The 21,490-nt window shown below is 44.7% G+C and carries 17 protein-coding genes; 8 read left to right on the top strand and 9 right to left on the bottom strand.

Annotated features, from left to right (window positions below; translation table 11 throughout):
- Positions 1-3: 3 nt before the first annotated feature.
- Both ZYMOP_RS06080 and gltX read right to left on the bottom strand, forming a co-directional pair.
- Positions 4-1,308 (bottom strand): citrate synthase, encoded by a 1,305-nt coding sequence (locus ZYMOP_RS06080; RefSeq protein WP_013934473.1) that lies wholly within the window; start codon positions 1,306-1,308, stop codon positions 4-6.
- A gap of 150 nt (positions 1,309-1,458) precedes the next feature.
- The gene (gltX, locus tag ZYMOP_RS06075) at positions 1,459-2,904 is read right to left on the bottom strand and encodes a glutamate--tRNA ligase (protein ID WP_013934472.1); all 1,446 of its coding nucleotides are present in this window, start codon (positions 2,902-2,904) and stop codon (positions 1,459-1,461) included.
- A 175-nt stretch (positions 2,905-3,079) separates the two neighbouring features.
- On the opposite strand from gltX, the gene ZYMOP_RS06070 reads away from it, so the two are divergent.
- The 5 genes from ZYMOP_RS06070 (at position 3,080) to ZYMOP_RS06050 (ending at position 9,774) form a co-directional block, all read left to right on the top strand.
- Positions 3,080-5,416, top strand: a complete 2,337-nt coding sequence (locus ZYMOP_RS06070) for a ComEC/Rec2 family competence protein (RefSeq protein WP_013934471.1) — start codon at positions 3,080-3,082, stop codon at positions 5,414-5,416.
- Between the two features lie 116 nt (positions 5,417-5,532).
- Entirely contained in the window at positions 5,533-5,799 is a 267-nt protein-coding gene (locus ZYMOP_RS06065) for a hypothetical protein (protein ID WP_013934470.1), read from the top strand.
- Complete coding sequence (locus ZYMOP_RS06060) at positions 5,796-6,863, top strand: tRNA-dihydrouridine synthase (protein WP_013934469.1); 1,068 nt, start codon at positions 5,796-5,798, stop codon at positions 6,861-6,863. The genes ZYMOP_RS06065 and ZYMOP_RS06060 overlap by 4 nt, the downstream gene beginning before the upstream one ends.
- A 155-nt stretch (positions 6,864-7,018) precedes the next feature.
- A complete protein-coding gene (locus ZYMOP_RS06055) occupies positions 7,019-7,864 on the top strand; it encodes a hypothetical protein (protein ID WP_013934468.1) in 846 nt (281 codons plus the stop codon).
- A gap of 455 nt (positions 7,865-8,319) precedes the next feature.
- Positions 8,320-9,774, top strand: a complete 1,455-nt coding sequence (locus ZYMOP_RS06050) for an MFS transporter (RefSeq protein WP_013934466.1) — start codon at positions 8,320-8,322, stop codon at positions 9,772-9,774.
- Positions 9,775-9,792: 18 nt separating this feature from the next.
- Here the strand turns inward: ZYMOP_RS06050 and ZYMOP_RS06045 are convergent, their stop codons facing one another.
- The 6 genes from ZYMOP_RS06045 to mnmE form a co-directional block, all read right to left on the bottom strand.
- On the bottom strand, positions 9,793-10,728 hold the full coding sequence (locus ZYMOP_RS06045) for a ParB/RepB/Spo0J family partition protein (RefSeq protein WP_013934465.1): 936 nt from the start codon (positions 10,726-10,728) through the stop codon (positions 9,793-9,795).
- Entirely contained in the window at positions 10,725-11,525 is an 801-nt protein-coding gene (locus tag ZYMOP_RS06040) for a ParA family protein (protein WP_013934464.1), read from the bottom strand. Before ZYMOP_RS06040 ends, ZYMOP_RS06045 begins: the two co-directional genes overlap by 4 nt.
- Positions 11,522-12,184, bottom strand: a complete 663-nt coding sequence (gene rsmG, locus ZYMOP_RS06035; RefSeq protein WP_013934463.1) for a 16S rRNA (guanine(527)-N(7))-methyltransferase RsmG — start codon at positions 12,182-12,184, stop codon at positions 11,522-11,524. Before rsmG ends, ZYMOP_RS06040 begins: the two co-directional genes overlap by 4 nt.
- Positions 12,181-14,046, bottom strand: coding sequence for a tRNA uridine-5-carboxymethylaminomethyl(34) synthesis enzyme MnmG (gene mnmG, locus ZYMOP_RS06030; RefSeq protein ID WP_080558583.1), 1,866 nt, complete (start codon positions 14,044-14,046; stop codon positions 12,181-12,183). Before mnmG ends, rsmG begins: the two co-directional genes overlap by 4 nt.
- Before the next feature lie 255 nt (positions 14,047-14,301).
- Positions 14,302-15,711, bottom strand: coding sequence for a glycoside hydrolase family 32 protein (locus tag ZYMOP_RS09235; RefSeq protein WP_013934461.1), 1,410 nt, complete (start codon positions 15,709-15,711; stop codon positions 14,302-14,304).
- Between the two features lie 232 nt (positions 15,712-15,943).
- The gene (mnmE, locus tag ZYMOP_RS06020) at positions 15,944-17,242 is read right to left on the bottom strand and encodes a tRNA uridine-5-carboxymethylaminomethyl(34) synthesis GTPase MnmE (RefSeq protein WP_013934460.1); all 1,299 of its coding nucleotides are present in this window, start codon (positions 17,240-17,242) and stop codon (positions 15,944-15,946) included.
- A gap of 294 nt (positions 17,243-17,536) precedes the next feature.
- On the opposite strand from mnmE, the gene ZYMOP_RS06015 reads away from it, so the two are divergent.
- The 3 genes from ZYMOP_RS06015 (at position 17,537) to ZYMOP_RS06005 (ending at position 19,834) form a co-directional block, all read left to right on the top strand.
- Positions 17,537-18,031 carry a methylated-DNA--[protein]-cysteine S-methyltransferase gene (locus ZYMOP_RS06015; RefSeq protein ID WP_013934459.1) on the top strand — a complete coding sequence of 165 codons (495 nt, stop codon included), beginning with the start codon at positions 17,537-17,539 and terminating at the stop codon, positions 18,029-18,031.
- Between the two features lie 109 nt (positions 18,032-18,140).
- A complete protein-coding gene (locus ZYMOP_RS06010) occupies positions 18,141-18,839 on the top strand; it encodes a dienelactone hydrolase family protein (protein ID WP_013934458.1) in 699 nt (232 codons plus the stop codon).
- Positions 18,836-19,834, top strand: a complete 999-nt coding sequence (locus tag ZYMOP_RS06005) for a quinone oxidoreductase family protein (RefSeq protein ID WP_013934457.1) — start codon at positions 18,836-18,838, stop codon at positions 19,832-19,834. Before ZYMOP_RS06010 ends, ZYMOP_RS06005 begins: the two co-directional genes overlap by 4 nt.
- Before the next feature lie 298 nt (positions 19,835-20,132).
- Here ZYMOP_RS06005 and rho read toward each other — a convergent pair whose 3' ends face one another.
- Complete coding sequence (gene rho / locus ZYMOP_RS06000; protein ID WP_013934456.1) at positions 20,133-21,389, bottom strand: transcription termination factor Rho; 1,257 nt, start codon at positions 21,387-21,389, stop codon at positions 20,133-20,135.
- Positions 21,390-21,490: the final 101 nt, after the last annotated feature.

Below are 21,490 nucleotides of genomic sequence, written 5' to 3'. Positions count from 1 at the left end.
TTTTTATCGTTGATCTAAATCCACATAGTCCCGCTGCGTTGTTCCGGTATAAATTTGACGAGGACGACCGATTTTCTGTTCAGGATCAGTAATCATTTCATTCCACTGGGCAATCCATCCAGCCGTACGCGCTAAGGCAAATAAGGCTGTAAACATCGAGGTTGGAAAACCAATTGCTGAAAGAATCAAACCTGAATAAAAATCGACATTAGGATAAAGCTGCCGCTCAATAAAATAAGAGTCATTACGGGCAATTTGCTCTAATTCGCGGGCTGTCTCGAAAATAGGATCATCAGCTCCCGTTCTTTCGATAATAGCGGCGGCAGTTTTCGCTAAAACACGGGCACGCGGATCATAATTTTTATAAACACGATGACCAAATCCCATAAGACGAAAAGGATCATCGCGATTTTTAGCCCGTTCAATAAAATGCGGAATATTTTTAGGTGTACCGATTTCCTTAAGCATAGCTAGGGTTGCTTCATTAGCGCCCCCATGGGCTGGCCCCCATAAACAGGCAATACCCGCAGCAATACAGGCATAAGGATTAGCGCCCGAAGATCCAGCAAGACGAACCGTAGAAGTTGAGGCATTTTGTTCGTGATCGGCATGCAAAATAAAAATTTTATTGAGAGCCGATTCAACGAGAGGGTCAACAATATAAGGTTCTGCCGGAATACTAAAAGTCATTCGGAGAAAATTACCGACATAACTTAACGAATTATCAGGATAAACGAAGGGCTGGCCGACAGAATATTTATAAGCCATGGCCGCAATCGTGGGTAATTTTGCTAACAAGCGATGACAGGAGTTCATTCTTTCCTGTGGATCGTGGATATGGATAGCATCAGGATAAAAAGCAGATAACGCTCCGACTACGCCACAAAGCACGGCCATGGGATGAGCATCACGACGAAAACCACGAAAAAAGGCAGAAAGCTGTTCATTCACCATCGTGTGATGGGTAATAATATCCGAAAAAGACCGAAATTCTTCTGGTTTAGGTAATTCACCATGAAGAAGCAGATAGGCTACTTCTGAGAAGCTGGATTTTTCAGCGAGTTGTTCAATAGGATAACCGCGATAAAGCAAAAGGCCATTTTCGCCATCGACATAGGTAATTTTTGACTGACAGCTAGCCGTAGAAAGAAAGCCAGGGTCATAGTTCAGAACACCACTTTCGCTATGCAGTTTACGGACATCAATGCCGCAAGCGCCTGCTGTACTATGTCGAATCGGAAAGCGATAATCTTTACTGTTTAAACCGAAAATGGCTTCATCAAGCTGACCCTTTATCTCGTTATCCATACTTAATTTATCCTGTTCTCTATTCCTCTTTCCTTCTTCTGATTAACTTCAAAAACAGAACCAGAGAAACAGATTTACTAAATACCGTCAAAGCAATCTCCTCCTGTTAAATTATTACAGGAAGAGATTACCCCTCTATGGGTGCATTTTTTAACTATGCGCTGGTGATAAAGAAAGTTGATCATCCAGACGGGCAAGGCTTTCCTCGCGCCCTAATAAGCTCATAACATCGAAGATGCCCGGAGAAACCGTTCTTCCTGTCAAAGCCGCCCGCAAAGGCTGGGCCACTTTACCCATTTTAAGATCAGCCTGTTCAGCAACTTCATGCAAAGCCTTTTCCAGACTCTCTACATCCCAATCTTTCAGATCACCCAAATTTTTACGTAAGATCGCTAATAAACTGCCACTGGTACTAGCCAGTTGTTTGGCTGCCTTTTCTTCCAGTGTTAAAGGACGCTGTTCAAACAAAAAGAGCGTGCCTTCGGCCAATTCGTTCAGATTTTTGGCGCGCGGTTTTAAGAAAGGCATTGCCTGTAAAATCAGAGCTTTTTGATCTGCTGAAAGTGCATGGCCAATAGATTTTTCGACCCGAGGGATAACCAGCTCCGTTAAACGCTTATCATCCGCCTCGCGGATATAATGACCGTTGATATTTTCCAGTTTTTTAAAGTCAAAACGGGAAGGCGAACGGCCAACGGCACTAAGATCAAACCATTCAATGGCCTGTTCGCGGCTGATTATTTCATCATCACCATGCCCCCAGCCTAATCGGAGCAGATAATTATCAATGGCTTCTGGAAGATAACCGAAATCATCTCGATAGGCTTCTACCCCTAAAGCGCCATGACGTTTGGAAAGCTTGGCACCATCGGGACCATGAATCAGCGGAATATGCGCATATTTAGGCGCATCCCAGTTCATAGCTCGAATAATACCCAATTGCCGGAAAGTATTATTAAGATGATCATCACCACGGATGACGTGATTGACCCCCATATCATGGTCATCAACCACAACCGCTAACATATAAGTAGGCGTGCCGTCTGAACGTAAAAGGACCATGTCGTCGAGTTCGGCATTTTTAACCGTCACCGTGCCTTGCACCAAATCATGCAAGGTTGTTTCGCCTTCCTGCTCGGCTTTCAAACGCACGACATAAGGCGTTCCTGCGGGTGCTTCGGATGGGTCTCGGTCACGCCAGCGGCCATCATAGCGTTGTGGCTGCTTTTTGGCCCGCTGTTCGGCGCGCATCGCCTCCAGTTCTTCTGCGGTCGCAAAGCACTTATAGGCTTTACCGGCGGCTAACAAAGCCTGTGCGACTTCTGCATGACGCGCCGCACGCTCGAATTGATAGGTAATTTCACCATCCCAATCGAGGCCAAGCCAGCGCATTCCGTCGATAATAGCGTCAATGGCTTCTTTGGTGGAACGAACGCGATCAGTATCTTCAATTCTTAGCTGAAACTGGCCGCCATTGTGACGCGCAAAGAGCCAGTTAAAAAGGGCAGTCCGAGCGCCACCGATATGTAGAAAGCCGGTTGGGGACGGTGCAAAGCGGGTAACAAAGGACGGGTTCTTGGCTGGGCTTGCGCTCATGCGCCTTACTCCTGAACTGAAAAATCAGCTTTTGAATAGCGGGTCTAATAAAAGAAGAAAGTTTAAATATCGATTGTGCCTAAAGCATTTAGAGCATTAACGGCAATATCGGCATCAATCTTTCTTTTCACATAATGCGTTCCTATAGGCATTTTGACGGTGGATATCAAAAGCAATGAATTTTTTTAGGCATCTGTTTTCCGATTTTGAAAAATGGAAAATCAAAAAAGATGCCGAGGGATATGCTGTTTTTGTGCGTGCACCCTTAAATTGGTTAGAAGAACAATTAGAAAAAGAACGGGATCAAATCGCGTTATGGCTGCCCATTGCTTTTGGTGCAGGCATCCTTTTGTGGTTTACGATACCCTCTCTTGATGGCTGGTTGGCAAGCGGATGCTTATTGGGTGCTTTGATCCTCGCGATGCTGCCTTTTAGGGAAAAAGCGAGAGTTGCCAACGCGCTTATGATAGCAGCAATAGCGGCTATAGGGGGTCTCATAAATATCGGGTTTCGCGCCTATGATGTCCCACGGGAGAGTCCCCTAAATTGGGGCGTTTGCGTGATTTACGGACAAATCCAACAAAGCCAACAACAACCGGCAAGAAACCGATTACGATTGTTGATGGCGGTAGATCGCGATGAAATAGAAAATCACTGTCAAAATCACAGGAAAACTCATCGAAAGTCAGACACCGCATTCGAAAATTTTGAGCAACAGGATAAGCAACAGGATAAGGATAATTTAGAATTAGGCGATGAAAAATTAGAAACAGACAGTAAAAAATCACGTATTCAGAAACCAGCCCATCCTTTATTAATACGATTATCAGTTAGCGACCGTTATAATGGAGCTGGATTGGAAGCAGGAGCCTTTATAAGCGTAAAGGCCAAATTAGAACGCCCGATGCCGGCATCCTTGCCTTCGGGATATGATTATGCTGAAGTGGCCTATTTTCAAAATATTGTGGCGACAGGCCATGCTTTAGAGCAACCCCGCCTTGTAAAGACAGCTGATCCGTCTTCTTTTTTTCTAAAAATGGCGGCAATCCACCAACAATTAACCCGCCATATTATTCAAAAAACAGGCGCAGAATCTGGCCCGATTGCCGCGGCCTTTGTGACCAATGATGTCGGATCTATCAGCGATAGCGACAATATAGCGATGCGAAAAGCAGGGCTGACTCATCTGTTATCAGTGGGCGGTATGCATATTGCAGTCGTTATCGGCGCGGTAATCTTTATTTCTATTCGCTTGTTAGCGCTGTTCCCTTATCTGGCCTTACATTATCCTTTACGGTTGATAGCTGCCATCAACGGCGCCTTCATAGGATTAATTTATACCTTTATTGCCGGATGTGAGATTCCCACCGTACGTTCCATGTTGACGGCAGCCCTTATTTTATGGGGAATTGCCCTTGGCAGAAGGGCGTTTTCGTTACGTTTAGTCGCGGCCGCCGCCATGATTATTATGATTTTTCGCCCTGAAAGTGTTTTATCCCCTAGTTTTCAATTAAGCTTTGCGGCGGTTACCACCGTTATTGCCTTTGCAGAAGCACCCGAGGTTAAAAGATTATTCGAGCATTACGAAGTCGGTTGGTTAAAAAAAATAGCCCTGATAGCGGGTGAAATTTTATTAAGTGGGGCTGTTGTTGAAGCCGTAGTTGCGCCTATTACGATTTATCATTTTCACCAATCTGGCCTTTATGGAGCAATTGCCAATATCCTTGCCATTCCCCTGACAACCTTCATCATCATACCGGCAGAAGCCGCAGCCTTGGCAACGGATGTCATCGGTTGTTCCGCTCCTTTTTGGTGGATAACCGCTTATGGTATTCATTTCTTATTGGTAATTGCCCACTATGTAGCCGCTTTACCGATGGCAGGCATCATGCTGCCTATGATGCAAGCGAGCACATGCCTATTATTGATGATGGGGTGGTTATGGTTGGGGCTTTGGAAAAGTCGTTGGCGGCTATGGGGTATAGCCTTATTATTATTGGGGCTGATGATAGTTATTTTTACCCCTAGACCAGATGTATTGATTAACCGCGATGGCGAAACTATCGTCTTTAAAACAAATCCGCGTCCTCTTTCTTATCGTTTTATATGGGCTAAGAATAATCCGTATAATCAAGATCAGGCGGCTACTATACTCGGTTTTGAAAAGGCACAACAAAGCCCCCCTTTTCACGAGAGTGCTTGTCAAAAAAGCCCCTGCATAGTCAAAACAGATGACCAACGGCACGCCTTATTAGTGATAAGAGGAAAGGCAAAAAGCCCCCTTATTTCCCTATGTGAAACGAGTGATCTGGTTATCAGCGACCAGATTTTACCAGAAAGTTGTCATCCCAAAATAGCCAAGATTGACCCATGTATGTTGATAAAAACAGGAGGAATGGCGCTTTATTGGTCTCCCAAAAAGCAGGGTTTTCCCCAAATTATTACGACTCAATCGGGGCATGATCAACATCCATGGATAAAGTCTATTTTACCGGTGGCCTGTCGATCGTAAGGCTAGCCAACGAACAATTTTTCTGTGGTGAGCTTGAAATAGCCCTATAAAAGTTAAAAATAGAAAATATCCTATTCCGGTTTTATCATGATGCGGGCTATCATTTCAAAATCGCCGTGAAAACCGTTGTCAGGCCTTTTAATATCGCTATCAGTCGTTTACGGAATGAGACTGAGGCGCGAAAAGAGGCGAAAAAGCGAGAGCTGGCAGAGGGTTCTCTTCTTCAAAGTCGTCTCTATTGGGGCATTAAAATGATAGCAGTCGATGCGGCTTGTATCAAAAGAATAGACCTTGCGCCGGACTGCGACCAGTTCGGTTTTTTTATGCTTACCCATTCTCATTTTATGATTTTTCAGAATATTATCTGTGAGGCCCGAAAATGAAAAATGAAGTTCCATTTTATGATCCAGATTTAAGTTATGAAGATAACTATAAAGAAGGACCTTTTGGCCTTTTTGCTGAAAAAAACATTCCAGAATCTGGATATTCTGAAATTTCAGGTAAGAAAAACCCTAATTTTTTAGGATTAGAGGTTGATATACCTTTTGGTATTCCAGCAGGCCCTTTGCTCAATAGTCGATATATTAAGGCGGCTTTTCGCTTTGGTTTTGATCTTTGCGTTTATAAAACGGTGAGAACCCAAGCGCAGGCTTGTCATCCCTTGCCGAATGTATTGGCTATTCATCCAAACGGCCATCTGACCGCTGATTGTGATACGGTATTAGCTGATAAAAATTATAGTCAGCCGTTATCTATTACCAATTCTTTCGGCGTCCCTTCCTTCAGCCCCGATATATGGCAACCTGACATGGCAGAAGCCGTCAAGGCAGCGTCAAACAAGCAGATTATGATTGGCAGTTTTCAGGGCACCCAAGGCAAAGGAAAGATCGAAGACGATTACGCCTTAGCCGCGCGCCTTGTAGCCGAAACCGGCGCGCCGGTTATAGAAACCAACCTCAGTTGCCCCAATGAAGGGGTCAATAATCTTTTATGTTTCGATACCGAGGCGGTGTATCGCATTGTTGAAAAAATAAAATCGACGGTGCCAGATCGGCCTTTGCTGTTAAAAACAGCTTATTTTAAAGACGATGTCCATTTGAAAAAATTATTGGATAAGGTCGGTCATCTTGTTCAAGGTTTTAGCACGATTAATACACTGAGTGCGCGCCCTGTGGATAAGAATAATCACCCTGCTTTATCAGAAAACCGCCCAGAAGGCGGCGTATGTGGGGATGCCATTCGTTGGGCCGGTTTAGAAATGGTCAGCCGTTTAGCGCATTTTAGGCAGGAGATGGGGGCTGACTTTGTGATTGTTGGTGTAGGCGGCGTCAACCATCCAGACCATTACAAAGCCTATATCAAGGCGGGTGCGAATGCCGTTATGAGTGCAACGGGTGCCATGTGGAATCCTTTATTAGCATTAGATATTAAAAAATCACAAGTTTGATTTATAACATTACAATCTATAGTTAAATAGAACAATAGTTTGTAAGTAAATAATAAATATACTCTCAATAATAGCCTTCCCTAGGACATGATAATTGACAATAAATTTAGTTATTATTAACGATATTGTATAATTATAGGAAATAGGGGGCATTGTTGAAAATAAAGCGTCTTGTAGCAGTGATAGCCTTGGCTTTATCGACGCCCGTTTTAGCAGAAACATTGAATAATAATTCTGTTTTGGCGCTGACGGCAACAGGTTTGGGCGATGAAGCTATCATTGCCAAGATCAAGAATTCAGATGCGGATTTTGATCTTTCCACGAACCAATTAATTGCCCTTCGTCAAAAGGGGGTTTCTAGCCCTGTTTTAGCGGCCATGCTGGAAACCGCGCAGCAGAAATCCCAAAAGCTTTCTATGGATTCCCCCGATCCGATGGTGCCCCATGCGCCGGGTGTTTATCTGTTAGATGATCAAGCTGTGCCCCCCAAAATGAAGCACATAGATCCAACGGTAACCAACCAATCAAAGACGGGGGGAACCTGGGGCTATGCTTTGACAAGCGGCATTGCTTCGATGAGCATTAAGGCTTCCATCCAGAATGAAACGGCAAAAAACCAGACGGATGAGGATCAGCCGGTATTTTACTTCTTCTTTGATGAGCAAAATCAGGGAAGTGCTTGGAATGCGGGAACCACGGCTACCGTTACGTCGCCTAGTGAATTTACGCTGATTAAGATGAAAAGCAAAAATGGTCATCGTGAAGTCCGCGTTGGGAGTGTTAATCTGGGGGGGGCCAAAAGTGGCGTTATGGATAAGGATCAAATTCCTTTTGAAGCGCAACTTATTCGTCCCGGTGTTTATAAAGTCAGCCCCAAATATAGCCTTGCTTCTGGTGAATATGGGTTTCTTTATGCCATTACCAGTAATGGCCCACGCGGTGCTTTAAGTGGCCGTATCTTTGATTTTTCTGTAAAAAACCTTTCAGCTGATAAAGACTGATGCCTAAAAAATAAGGAGAAAAAGGATGACATCAGTCTATAATTTTTGGGTTCCTTTTTCTTCTTCCCTCGCGTTAAGGGTGATCTGGTTTTCGTCTTTTTACCGGATTATGGCTTATCGTTTTTTATTAAAAAGCCTTGTTATTAATCTAGGAGAGCACAATTATTGCTTGAAATTTGGCTTTGGATTTAAAATAGCATCAAAGAAAAGAGTGTCTCTTTATAGCTTTTATTAGCTATTTTAATAATTTTATAAAAAAGATAGCCATCATTTTATTATAGTCTAAGTCTGTGTTTTATAAATATTTTCCAGAAGAGAAGAATAATAATATATTCATTTTATGAATATATATTACTAAAAATAATTGACTTTATAATGGCTGTTACCCTTTGGATAGACAGCCTATATAGGCCTGCATAAAAGGCCACGGCCTTAAGACAAAAAACGGATTTTTCATGACCGCGCTGGATTCTGCAAAAAGGCGTTTTTTAACCCCTGATCAATATTTGACACTGTTATCCTTGGTGGTAGCAGGCACGTCTTTCATGGAAAATCTGGACGGCAGTATTATTGTGACAGCGCTGCCAGCGATGAGTCACAGTTTTCATGTCCCCCCTATTGATTTAAATATCGGGGTATCCGCTTATTTAATGACTTTGGGCATTTTTATTCCGGTCAGCGGCTGGATTGCGGATCGTTTTGGGATAAGGCGTGTATTCACCCTTGCCATTGCAATTTTTACGCTAGGTTCCGGTCTGTGTGGTCTGTCCAACGGATTAGTCGAATTCGTTTTACTGCGGATTATGCAGGGTATTGGCGGGGCGATGATGATTCCAGTCGGAAGGCTGGCTGTCTTGCGCAATCTGCCCAAAGAAAAATTAATTAAAACGATGGCTACCTTGATTTGGCCAGCGTTAGCGGCCCCTTTGTTAGGTCCAGCCTTAGGAGGGCTCATTGTCACCCATGCCTCATGGCGCTGGATTTTTTATCTTAATCTGCCCTTGGGATTGATAGCGATTGTGGCCGCCTTGCTGCTCGCCCCAAAATCTAGCGAAGCAGATGCCCCGCCCTTTGATTGGCCGGGCTTCCTGCTAACAAGCTTTGCTTTGTTCTTTCTGATGGCGGCGATTGAAATGGCGGCACAACCTGATCCCCATTTTTCCTTTATCGGGTTGTTGGTTGTAGCAGGCATTGGCCTTTTAATAGCCGGTTATCGTCATTTAGGCCGTACAGCCTATCCAATGATTAATCTTGAAACTCTGAAAATCCAGAGTTTTTCGGTCAGCATTCTAGGCGGCAGCATTTTCCGTATTACGGTTAGTGCGACGCCGTTTTTATTGCCTTTGATGTTTCAAATTGGCTTTGGCTTTAGCCCATTTCTTTCAGGGGCTTTGTTAGCCGCTATTTTTGCGGGTAACCTCTTGATGAAGCCGTTCACTACCTTTTTTATCCAGAGATTTGGTTTTCGTCGTATTTTGATATGGAATAATGTGCTTTGCAGTTTAACTATTCTAGCGAGTGTCTTTTTATCCCCCCATTCGCAATGGATGATTATTATCGTCTTATTCGCTAGTGGTATCTTACGATCGTTACAGTTTACTTCGCTGATTACACTGGCTTATTCTGAAGTGCCCAAAAAACTTATGAGTACAGCCAATACTTTATTCAGTACGCTTATTCAGATTTCTTTGGGTTTAGGCGTAACCGTCGGCGCGATTTCCTTACGCTTTAGTCATGGATTGGTGAATTGGTTCCATCTGGGCAATGAGCCGGATTTGCCCTTTCGGATCGCGCTTTTTATTGTGACCCTGATTTCTTGCTTAGCGTTGATCGATACCGTTAAACTGAGCCCTATGGCGGGGAATCTGTTGCGAAAGAAGCCTTTACAGCCAAAAGAAAAAACCGCTTAATAAAACAGGTGGCGCGCGTTAAAAATTTTCGCCTGATAAACGCTGAAACAGAAAATCAAGCTGTTCTAGCGAATTATAATCTAGGCTGATCGTACCGCCTTCTTCGCTATAGGCAATTGTGACCGGAAGGCCGAGGGTTTCGGTCAGTAATTGCTGCAACGCTAAAATATCGGCGTCGTCACCATCGCTTGCCAGCGTTTGCCCTCTTTTCGCTTTACTTGGTTTTTCCTTGGGCTGTTGACCATTTTTAATCTGTTGTACCAGCTTTTCAGTGTCTCGCACCGAAAGGCCTCGCTCGATCACTTTATCAGCCAGTTTTTGCGGGTCTGGCACAGTGATGAGGGCGCGTGCATGTCCCATCGTCAATTGACGGTTTATAAGCGCATCCTGTACCGTTTCCGGTAAATCCAATAAGCGCAGCAGGTTCGTGACATGACTGCGCGATTTTTTAACCAATTTCGCTAGGATTTCGGCGCTGTGGCCGAATTGATCCATCAGTCTTTGATAGGCCTTGGCTTCTTCAAGGGCATTCAGTTCTGCGCGCTGAATATTTTCAATCAAGGCGATTTCTAAGGTTTCGGATTCGTCAAAATCACGCACGATAACCGGAACGTCATGTAGCCTTGCCCGTTGAGCTGCCCGCCAGCGGCGTTCGCCCGCCACAATTTGCCATCCGCTGCCATGGGGGCGGACGACAATCGGTTGCAGCACCCCGCGTTCGGTAATGGATTCTGTCAATTCATTGAGGGCGGCTTCATCAAATATTCGGCGGGGTTGATCGGGATGCGGAAAAATAGAGGCAACCGGCAAATAGCGAACCATGCCTGAATTTTGAGTACTGGCCTCATTATTATTGATTTCACCTGAATTTTCGTCAGCGATTTCGCCTAATAAAGCGGAAAGGCCGCGACCAAGGCCCCCTTTACGGGGACGATTTTTTTTACCCAAGCTCATGCAGATACCTGTGACTGGTAGAGTGGTTTTTTAGCAGCAAGACGGTCGATCACTTCGCGGGCTAGGGCCATATACGCTTCGGAACCTGCACAACGATGATCGTAGATTAAAGCGGGAATACCATGACTAGGCGCTTCGGAAAGCCGGACATTACGGGGGATCATAGTGTCAAAGACCACCCGCCCCAATACCGCCCGAACATCCTCGGCAACCTGATCGGAAAGCCGATTACGCCGATCATACATGGTAAGAGCGACCCCCAAGATAGAAAGAGTCGGGTTAAAGCGTGAGCGCACCCGCTCAATCGTAGTGAGGAGTTGGCTTAGCCCTTCAAGGGCAAAAAATTCACATTGCAGCGGCACCAATAATTTATGCGCAGCCACAAGAGCATTGACGGTCAACAATCCAAGGGAGGGGGGACAGTCTATAAGACAGGCGTCCCAGCGATCAACAGGCGCTGCATTAAGCACATGGGCCAGCCGATGCGTGCGTTCTCCCAGACTTAACAAATCAATTTCAGCACCTGAAAGATCTACTGTCGCCGGAATAATTTCTAAACCGGGCACCGCTGTTTTAACGACCCCTTCTGATAAGGAAGCTTCCCCTGTCAGAACATGATAGGCTGAAATTCTTCGTTGATCCTGTTTAATACCAAGACCGGTTGATGCGTTCCCTTGCGGGTCAAAATCAATGACCAATACCCGCCAGCCGATTGCCGCCAAGGCGGTGGACAAATTAATAGCAGAGGTTGTCTTGCCCACGCCCCCTTTTTGATTGGCAATGGCAATTCTGATCAAGGTTTTCTCCCCGCTTTATGGCGTTGGGGGTGAATATTTTTGGCCACAATAACCGCCGATTGCGGATCGGTAGCACTGGGCACTATTCGGATAGCACCTTGCCATAATTTGCGGGTCTCTTCTAGCTCTGCCGTAGCATTTTGGCCTTTGGGGAGAAGCCACAATGTATTTTTATGCGCAAACGGGGTGGCTATACGCCATAATTTATCAAGCGGTGCAAAAGCGCGCGCTGTAATAATATCAAAGGCTTGTGGTTCGATATTTTCCAATCGCTGACCCAAAATTGTGACGGGCGTCCTCGCCGCTTCGGATGCTTTTTGTAAAAATTCGACCCTTTTCCGACGGGATTCAACCAAAGTTACAGCGATGTCGGAAAGAATAGCAATCACAATTCCGGGAAAACCTGCCCCTGATCCTAAATCCAGCCAATTTTTGGGATAAGGCGGTTTCCCAGATATTTCGGCTTTAGCCAGCGGTAATAACTGCGCTGAATCAACAATATGGCGTCCCCATAAACTATCGACAGTAGAACGTGCGATAAGATTTTGATGTGCCATTTCTGTTAGTAAACAGGCAACAAAAGCATCTAGTTTTTCAACTGTTTCACGTGAAATGCCGATATGGTGATCGAGCCAGAGTAAAGCTTCATCGCGGGTCATAGGGTCACTTTTTTTGCATGAATCCAAATAGCGGCCAAAGCCGCAGGGGTTACCCCCCGAACGCGTGAGGCAGCGGCCATGTCGGCGGGGCGTGCTGTAGAAAAACGTTCGACCATTTCATTAGAAAGACCCGCTATATCAGCATAATTCAAATGGTCGGGTAGTGGCGTATTTTCACCGCCAGCAAGGCGGGCAAGCTCGGCATCCTGTCTTTCCAGATAAGGGGCATAGCGACCATCATCGATCATTTCGGTAACCACAGCATCAGAAAGTTTTGTCAAATCAGGAATGATTTTTTCAAGATGTTCCCGCGTGACAGCGGGAAAGCGCAACCATTCAAATAAACTGCGAGAAGCGCCTTCTGCTACGTTGGCACCGACAGATTGCATCACCCGACTACTGACTACTTGTTGCATCAACTTTTGGCCTTGCTGCCGTTCTTCACGCCTTTTTGTAACAAAAGCCGTCATTTCAGCGCCTAAAGCCCCAAAAGCCTCGGCCTGATCGGATAATCTTGTTACCGCATTATCGGCCCGCAAACCAAGGCGATATTCAGCTCTTGCTGTCAGCATTCGATAAGGCTCGGTAACGCCTTGTAAGACCAGATCGTCAATCATCACCCCGATATAGCTGTTACGGCGGCTGAAAACGGGGGGTGATTTTTCAGCAGCATAACAAGCGGCGCTGATACCAGCGACCAAGCCTTGAGCGGCGGCTTCTTCATAGCCCGTGGTGCCGTTAATTTGTCCGGCACAGAATAAGCCTTTTATCTTTTTCAAAGCGAGCGAAGAAGTCAGGCTACGCGGATCAATAAATTCATATTCCACGGCATAACCGGATTGGACAATCTCTGTCTTTTCCAAGCCTTCAATGCTGTTGATAAAGGCTTGCTGCACATCTTCTGGGAGAGAAGTAGATATGCCGTTGGGATAAATTAACGGCGTATCAAGACCTTCCGGTTCCAGAAAAATCTGATGGCCATCCCGATCACCAAATTTAATAATTTTATCCTCGATAGAAGGACAATAGCGTGGCCCCCGCCCCTCAATCGCCCCGCTAAACAAAGGAGAGCGATCAAGACCGGCACGAATAATATCATGGGTTTTTTGATTGCTGCGCGTCAAGGCGCAAGCAATCTGTGGCGCGATACGACCAGAGCCATAGCTTGCCATCGTCCAATAGTCTTCATCGGAAGGTTGTCTTTGAAGGCGTGACCAGTCAATGGTCCGACCATCGAGCCGCGCAGGCGTGCCCGTTTTTAGGCGACCCAGAGGAAGATCAAGCGCTCTTAATTGCTGTGCCAGAGAAATAGAGGGTTGTTCTCCAATCCTGCCCCCGCGCCATTTTTTTTCACCACAAAATAGCCAGGCATCCAGAAATGTGCCCGTCGCCAAAATGATTGCTTTCGTTTCCAGAAAACGACCATCTTCCAGATAAAGACCGATTACCTTGTCCTTATCCAGCTTGAAAGAGTCCGCCGTGCCTTCGACAAGAGATAGGTTTTCTTGTGTTTTTAGAGCGTTTTGAATGGCTTCTTGATAACGACGGCGATCAGCTTGCACACGTGGGCCTTGCACCGCACTGCCCTTGCTGCGGTTCAGCATCCTATAGTGAATAGCGGCGTAGTCAGCGGCACGCGCCATCAGCCCGTCCCAAGCATCAATTTCACGGACGAGATGACCTTTTCCTAATCCTCCAATGGCAGGATTACAGGACATCGCACCGATTTTTTGAATATCCATCGTAACAAGGGCCGTTTTAGCCCCTGTTCGAGCGGAAACAGCGGCAGCTTCACAACCGGCATGACCACCGCCGATTACGACAATGTCAAAAAACTCTTTCATAGCAGGGATAGGAACAATCCAGACGAAAAAATCATAAAAACCCATGAAACAGTTTTCAGGGTAAAAAACAATGACCAACGGTGCGAAATCATAGAATTTTAGCTTATCCTGTGAAGTTGAGGCCTTTTTGTTTCACGTGGAAAGGCGGCTTCTATGGGATAGGCTTTTCTGACTGAAAGCATGCTACAGCTTGGAAGGAAAGATGATTAGGGTAAAATACTTGAAAGGCAGAACTATAAAAACAGAATAAGGGTATTCTGAAAGCTAGGGGTATCAAGCCGTAATAATCTGTTTTGTATAATGGATTGTTATATCGTGATCGGTGCTGAAAACGACTTTATCCCCTGTACTGCCATTGACTTTATAGGCGGTATAAACAGAAGCCCCTTGCCCGAAAAATACCTCTATCGTATGGGTATCGACAAATAGACTGACGTGAAAAGCATCCTCTCCATTTAAGGAAAAAACCCGAATTTTTTCAAATTCTTCATTACCGCTATAATCAGTACATTTTCTTTCCACATGGATAGTCTTGTCGGCCCCCCAATAATGAAAGGCCACAAGCCATCCATTGCCTTGAACCGTAAAGCTATAACCTGCTTGTGGATGGGCATCGTCAATATCCCATTCAAGTTTATAACTGTCGGCGGCTATAGTAATCTCAGCCGCAGCCTTTGCGGTAGCGGTAATGCTGTTTTTTTCTATACTGGAAGTCGTTATTCCTTTTGGAAAAAAAGGCGTCATAAGAATATTGTTATCAGCCGTTAGCGTTAACTGACGACATAGGCTCATTGTACCGGCACTTTCGGAATAGGCGATATTTTGAGCATAATTCCAATTATTGACCCAACCCAAAATCAAGCGTTGATCAATATCGTCTGCCTTCATCGGAAAATAAACCCGACTACCGTAAAAATCGGGGCCTTTATCCAACCGCTTTATCTCTGATTCCTGTTTAAAAATACCAGCATCAAGATGACCGACACAATAATAAGCCCCTGTACTAAGCTGATCTATGGCATCGCCATTGGCATCAAAAAATAAAACGGTTTTCTTTTGAAGGGGGTTGTTTTCTATGGCTATCTGACAAAGACAAGGACATTCAATAAGCCCATATCCATCCAACATTATACCCCCAACATAGGTAAAATTTTTACCGTTAGGGGATCGGTAGATGCCTATTTTATTGCTTTCAGCAAGATAGATCAGGATATTTTGATTATCCTGCATAACGAAAGGATCCCGAAAAGGATCAAGATTCAAAGCATTATCCTGAACAGGGTTATATTCCGAGGGTATATAAGAATACCCCCCATCCAGAGATACCCAAAGATTAGTCCTCTGCTTATCACCAAAAGCGGTTGCATAACCTAGAATAGCTTCGGTGCCGTAGCCTGCGATATTATCTTTATCAAAAAGGATAGAGCCCGTAGCGACATCACCCTGCTGACCCACACAATATTTTGGGATAGCAACGCCGTGATCTGCAAAATGGATAAAATCATCTGTTGTAAGATGCCGCCATTCGGTACCATTGCCGCCCCAAGAGGCATCGCCATTCCAAAGATAATAAAGATGATACAAGGCATTCTTATAAAAGATACTTTGAATGTCATTCATAAAACCGGGTACGGTATTTAAATGAAAAATATTTTTATTAAAATTTTTATTAAAAAGATACATTTTGTTTTATTTTTAAAGCCTCATTTATCTATAATTGGCCTTTATAAAAAAATTTATTTCCTACTTGTCGATAAAAATTTAAAATATTAAATAATATTTATTTTTATTAACAAAAAATTATTTTATTATTTTAAATAAAAAAATAATTACTATAATAGTATCCATAATATAAGATAATCAAAAAATAGATTCAAAAAATACAGGTAATTATATTTTTTTAAAATAAAATGTCTTATTTTCCGATACAAAAATGACTAAATAAACTATCAAGCATGTTTTCTACCCCCGCCTTTCCGGTCAGTTGATCATAACAGCGGCAGGCTTGCCGAACACCCTCGGCAACAATCAACATATCTTCAGCCTGAAAAGTCATTTCTAGGCTATCCGCAGCCTCTTTTACTAATTGGCGCTGACGTCGATTGAGCGCGATTTCATTTTCCTTGGGCAAAAGCTGCTGCGCTTCCACGATAAGCCTTTCCCGTAAATCCGCTATTCCGGCTCCACTTTTTGCAGAGATGCCGATATGGGCACCTTTGGGCAGGATTGCCCTTTCGGGCTGATCAATACGTGGATGTAGAATAATAAGTTTCCAATCCCCTTGCGGAGCCTCTTCCGGTAGCCCAAGCCACAACAGAATATCAGCCTCTTCCATAGCTTTTCGGGCGCGTGCTATCCCGATTTGTTCAAGGCTATCATCCGATTCATGGAGACCAGCGGTATCCGAAAGCCGCATGGGAATACCCTTAAGGGCAATTAAAATTTCTATGACATCCCGTGTAGTCCCTGCAATAGGGGCCGTAATCGCCACATCCTGTTCGGAAAGGACATTGATGAGGGTAGATTTCCCTGCATTAGGCGGCCCCGCTAAGACCACGCGTATGCCATCCCGTAATCTTTCTACGGTCGGTCTGTTTTGAAATTCGCGATGGGAATGGATAAGAGCGGCAATCTGTTCTCGTAAGGATTTATGCCTGTTATCGTCAGCATTGGCCTCGATATCATCGGAAAAATCGAAATCAGCTTCAATCTGACCTGCAATCGTCAACAGGCTGTCTTGCCATGTTGCAATCTGTCGCCCCAAAGCCCCTCCACTCATCAATAAAGCAGCCTTTCTCTGACTGCTTGTTTCCGCCGTCAAAAGATCGCCTAGTCCCTCGGCTTCGTGAAGATCAATAACGCCATTTAAAAAAGCGCGACGGGTAAATTCACCGGCTTGTGCCGGTCGAAGGTCAGAAAATTGATTTAAAGCGGCCAAGACGTCATCAATGACAGCACGCCCCCCATGAACATGCAGTTCCGCGAGATCCTCACCCGTGGCCGTTTTGGGACCGGGAAACCAAAGAACAAGCGCTTGATCAAGTTTTTCGCCGCTATCAACCGCATAAATTGAGCGTAAACTAGCCTGTCGCGGAGAAGGAAGCGGTTTTTGTGTGAGGGTTAAAACGGCCTGTTGCGCAGAAGGGCCACTTATCCGAATGACCCCTATTCCCGCTGGAGGACGGCCGCTTGATAAAGCAAAAATCGTCTCCATACCGCTCTACTACTCCGCATTCTTTCTTAAAGGGTTCTTCTTATCGCGCTTTTATCATCATTAAAGGCCTCTTTTGAAGACTATTAAAATCATAGAAAACAAAGAAGCGGATAAGTTTGAAAAGCACTTTCTATAAATTAAAGAATTATATCGGGGGTATTTTTTGAATATCCTCTCTTTAGGCTTTCAACAGCCTTTCAGAATATCCACAGAAATAAATGTATCGTCGTAATTTAAGGCAGCGCGCAAAGCTGTTTTTAGTGGTTACAATGTCGTTTAAGTAAAGGTGCATTTATGCAGCGACTATATTATCCGAGCCCCATTGGTCTGTTTTTTCTGGAAGCCGCTGACCATTATCTTGAAAGGCTTTCGATTGAGCCCCAAGAAACCCGCCAAAGCGTGACAGAAAAAGCTGATTTACAAGAAATATTGGGCCAATCAGCTATTTTAAAAGAAACGACGCAGCAACTGGACGCTTATTTTCAAGGAAAATTATATCATTTTGATCTTCCCTTGAAGCCTGCGTCTACTCCGAAAGGGGAAGCTATGCGTCAGGCTATTATGAACATAGCCTATGGTTCAACGGCTAGTTATCGGCAAGTGGCGATGGGGATAGATTCAGGGGCAAGGGCGATAGGCCAAAGCTGTGCCCGCAATCCCTTTACTTTAATTGTGCCCTGTCATCGCGTAGTGAAGGCGGATGGCTCTTTAGGGCAATATTCGAGCGGCAATGGCGTTTCAACAAAATGCTGGCTTCTGGATCATGAAAAGCGTTATCGGCCCGCATAATTTTTAGGCTGAAAGAAAATAGGTAATACAGAATAAACGCGGATAATACCTTATCATTGAGCGCTAAACGCTTATCTTCTGAAAGATAAAAGGCTTTCAAGGATTAGCTATGGGCGAAAAAATTACCTTTAAGACCATTGATAAAAGCCATGAAATATCAGCTTATTATGCGCGTCCTGTGGGTAAAGCAAAGGGTGTTATCCTTATTATTCCTGAAATTTTCGGGATAAATGAAGGCATCCGTATCAGGGTCGATCGTTGGGCCAAGGCGGGATATGTCGCGCTTGCCCCTGATTTATTCTGGAATATCGCGCCGAATGTAGAGCTGGACCCTGATATTCCCGAAGAAATGCAACAAGCAATGGCCTATTATAATCAATTGACCTTAAAAGAAGGCCTGGAAACCGTTGAAGCCGCGCTTATCGAGGCGAAGCATTTAGCTCCGACGCTTAAAGTGGCGACTGTTGGCTATTGTCTGGGTGGTTTTTTATCTTTTTTAATGGCCAGTGAAAATAAAGTAGAGGCCGCTATCGGTTATTATGGCGTTTCGATTGATCAGCATCTTGATAAACTGCCTTCGATAAAGGCAGCTTTAATGCTGCATTTTGGGGGTAGCGATCCTTTCATCTCAAAACAGGCCATTGAAAAAATAGAGAAGGCCTTTGCTGACCAACAAAATAGCCTCGTTTATGTTTATCCAGAAGCTGGTCACGGTTTTGCGACTGAAAAAGGAAAACGAAGAGCCGAATTAGCCGCAGAATTGGCCGATAAGCGTAGTTTTAACTTTATTGAAAAGGCATTGTCATGAGTGAAGCCTATTCTATCCTTGCAGAAAAGGCCGGTGGCCCAGAAGTATTAGTAAAAAAGCCGCTCGATCTTACCAGCTTGAAGCCGCAGGCTGGCCAAGTTTTGTTGCGACATCAGGCAATAGGTGTCAATTTTATTGATATTTATCATCGTTCCGGCTTGTATGGACAGCATTTTCCTTCGCCTTTGGGATGTGAAGCTGCGGGCGTTATTGAAGCGACAGGCCCCGATGTCAAAGGCTTTAAAGTGGGGGATCGTGTCGCCATTTTTACGTCAAAATCTGGCGCCTATGCAACCCATCGGATTGTCGATGCCCATGGATTAGTCGCTTTACCGGATGATATAAGTGCGGAAACGGCAGCGGCTGTTTTATTAAAAGGCATGACTAGTTGGATGCTGGCTGAAAAATGCTTAGCCCATGCGCTGATACAGGGAGAAGCGCCCCGTGTGTTAGTCTTAGCCGCTGCTGGGGGGGTTGGTAGTCTGTTAGTGCCTTGGTTGAAACATTTAGGAGTTACCGTTTTTGCCCATACCAGCACCGCAGAAAAAGCCGAAAAAGTAAAGGCAAACGGCGCAGACTATATTACCACCCTACCCTATTCAGAATTGCCTGACTGGATCAAAAAACAAAATCAAGGGGAAGCTGTCCATGCGGTGCTGGATAGTGTTGGTGCAGCCAGTTGGAAAAGTTCACTCGCTTCCTTGGGCAAGCGAGGATTATGGGTCAGCTATGGTAATGCCAGCGGGCCAGTGCCGCCTTTATCGCCTTTGGCGTTAGCGGCGGCAGGTTCTCTTTATATGAGCCGTCCCCGTCTGAAAGATTATGTGGATAACTCTGTGGATTTAATGACGGCGAGCCAAAAATTATTCTATTTATTACGAAAAAATATCCTGAAAGCGGAAATAAATCAGCGTTTTCCTCTGACAGAGGCGGCAAAAGCCCATGCCTTGATAGAAAGCCGAAAAACCACGGGATCAACGATACTTATCCCCTGATATGACCGATTTTTCTAGTCCTGACAGGCTATTTATTAGAGGATACCGGCTGATCTTTTATCAAAATCAGCCGGTTTTCTTTTAGGACAAAAAGGTCATCTAAAATATGGGGATATATCTGTGGATAACTTTGTGGATTAAATGAAATACCAAAAGTCATCCTTACCCCAATTGATCATTTTTCTTACTAGAAAAGAAGAAAAAAAGAGAAGCTTTCTTGTGTTATCAAGAAACCATAAATCTTTTTCATGCCTCTTATCTTTTTTTGTCATGAAAAAGTAATCATATTCCCTTAATATTAATGATTCATCGAAGCGAAGAAATCTTCGTTCGTTTTTGAATCTTTCATCTTATCAAGTAAGAATTCCATCGCATCGACGGTACCCATCTGCATCAGAATACGGCGCAATACCCACATTTTTGAGAGAGTGCTTTTATCCACCAATAATTCTTCTTTACGGGTGCCGGATTTACCTACATCCATAGCCGGGAAAATACGCTTGTCGGCGACCTTGCGATCCAACACGACTTCGGAGTTGCCGGTGCCTTTGAATTCTTCAAAGATCACCTCATCCATACGGCTACCGGTATCGATTAAGGCAGTCGCGATAATAGAGAGAGAGCCCCCTTCTTCGATATTGCGTGCCGCACCAAAGAAGCGTTTGGGACGTTGTAACGCGTTAGCATCAACACCGCCGGTTAAGACCTTGCCCGAAGAGGGAACAACCGTATTGTAGGCACGGCCAAGACGCGTGACGGAATCCAATAGGATCACCACATCTTTTTTATGTTCGACCAGTCTTTTGGCTTTCTCAATGACCATTTCGGCGACCTGAACATGCCGCTGTGCAGGTTCATCGAAGGTCGAAGAAATCACCTCACCTTTGACGGAGCGCTGCATATCCGTCACTTCTTCCGGTCGTTCATCAATCAGAAGTACGATCAAGAAAACTTCGGGATGATTTTCAGAAATAGCCCGTGCGATATTTTGCAACAAGACCGTTTTACCCACCCGAGGCGGCGCAACAATCAAGGAACGCTGACCTTTACCTTGCGGAGCGACAATGTCGATAACCCGCGCGGATTTATCTTTGTTCGTTGGATCGTTGGTGTCGAGATTTAATCTTTCGGAAGGATAAAGCGGCGTCAGATTGTCGAAATTAACACGATGACGGACATTGTCCGGATTATCAAAATTAACGGAGATCAGCTTTGTAAGCGCAAAATAACGTTCACTGTCTTTTGGTCCCCGAATTTCACCTTCTACCGTATCGCCGGTTCTGAGACCAAATTTACGCACCTGATTTGGAGAAACATAGATGTCATCAGGACCAGCCAGATAGTTCGCTTCTGGGCTACGTAAGAAACCAAAACCATCAGGGAGGACTTCGATCGTTCCAAGCCCCATAATTTGGTCACCCATCTCGGCCTGGACTTTAAGAATAGCAAAAAGAAGGTCTTGCTTACGTAAGGTGGAAGCGCCTTCGATACCGAGTTCTTCTGCCATTTTGACGAGTTCGGAAGGTGATTTTTGTTTGAGATCTTTTAAATGCATGTCGGGGAATCCCGTAGGGGCAAGATAGGCTTTATTGCCTGAAAAATGAATGAGAGTGAGGATAAGATAAAGGAAAGATTACCCTTTAATAGAAAAGCGGG

This window comes from Zymomonas mobilis subsp. pomaceae ATCC 29192 (assembly GCF_000218875.1).
GTDB lineage: Bacteria > Pseudomonadota > Alphaproteobacteria > Sphingomonadales > Sphingomonadaceae > Zymomonas > Zymomonas pomaceae.
The sequence above is the reverse complement of the archived record's forward strand: the minus strand, read 5'-3'. Positions and strand labels throughout refer to the sequence as shown.

What these genes read in the sequence shown, in the direction of transcription:
- ZYMOP_RS06080 (WP_013934473.1), bottom strand. Translation starts at nt 1,308, where the DNA reads ATGGATAACGAGATAAAGGGTCAGCTTGATGAAGCCATTTTCGGTTTA.
- gltX (WP_013934472.1), bottom strand. Translation starts at nt 2,904, where the DNA reads ATGAGCGCAAGCCCAGCCAAGAACCCGTCCTTTGTTACCCGCTTTGCA.
- ZYMOP_RS06070 (WP_013934471.1), top strand. Translation starts at nt 3,080, where the DNA reads ATGAATTTTTTTAGGCATCTGTTTTCCGATTTTGAAAAATGGAAAATC.
- ZYMOP_RS06060 (WP_013934469.1), top strand. Translation starts at nt 5,796, where the DNA reads ATGAAAAATGAAGTTCCATTTTATGATCCAGATTTAAGTTATGAAGAT.
- ZYMOP_RS06050 (WP_013934466.1), top strand. Translation starts at nt 8,320, where the DNA reads ATGACCGCGCTGGATTCTGCAAAAAGGCGTTTTTTAACCCCTGATCAA.
- ZYMOP_RS06045 (WP_013934465.1), bottom strand. Translation starts at nt 10,728, where the DNA reads ATGAGCTTGGGTAAAAAAAATCGTCCCCGTAAAGGGGGCCTTGGTCGC.
- rsmG (WP_013934463.1), bottom strand. Translation starts at nt 12,184, where the DNA reads ATGACCCGCGATGAAGCTTTACTCTGGCTCGATCACCATATCGGCATT.
- ZYMOP_RS09235 (WP_013934461.1), bottom strand. Translation starts at nt 15,711, where the DNA reads ATGTATCTTTTTAATAAAAATTTTAATAAAAATATTTTTCATTTAAAT.
- mnmE (WP_013934460.1), bottom strand. Translation starts at nt 17,242, where the DNA reads ATGGAGACGATTTTTGCTTTATCAAGCGGCCGTCCTCCAGCGGGAATA.
- ZYMOP_RS06015 (WP_013934459.1), top strand. Translation starts at nt 17,537, where the DNA reads ATGCAGCGACTATATTATCCGAGCCCCATTGGTCTGTTTTTTCTGGAA.
- ZYMOP_RS06010 (WP_013934458.1), top strand. Translation starts at nt 18,141, where the DNA reads ATGGGCGAAAAAATTACCTTTAAGACCATTGATAAAAGCCATGAAATA.
- ZYMOP_RS06005 (WP_013934457.1), top strand. Translation starts at nt 18,836, where the DNA reads ATGAGTGAAGCCTATTCTATCCTTGCAGAAAAGGCCGGTGGCCCAGAA.
- rho (WP_013934456.1), bottom strand. Translation starts at nt 21,389, where the DNA reads ATGCATTTAAAAGATCTCAAACAAAAATCACCTTCCGAACTCGTCAAA.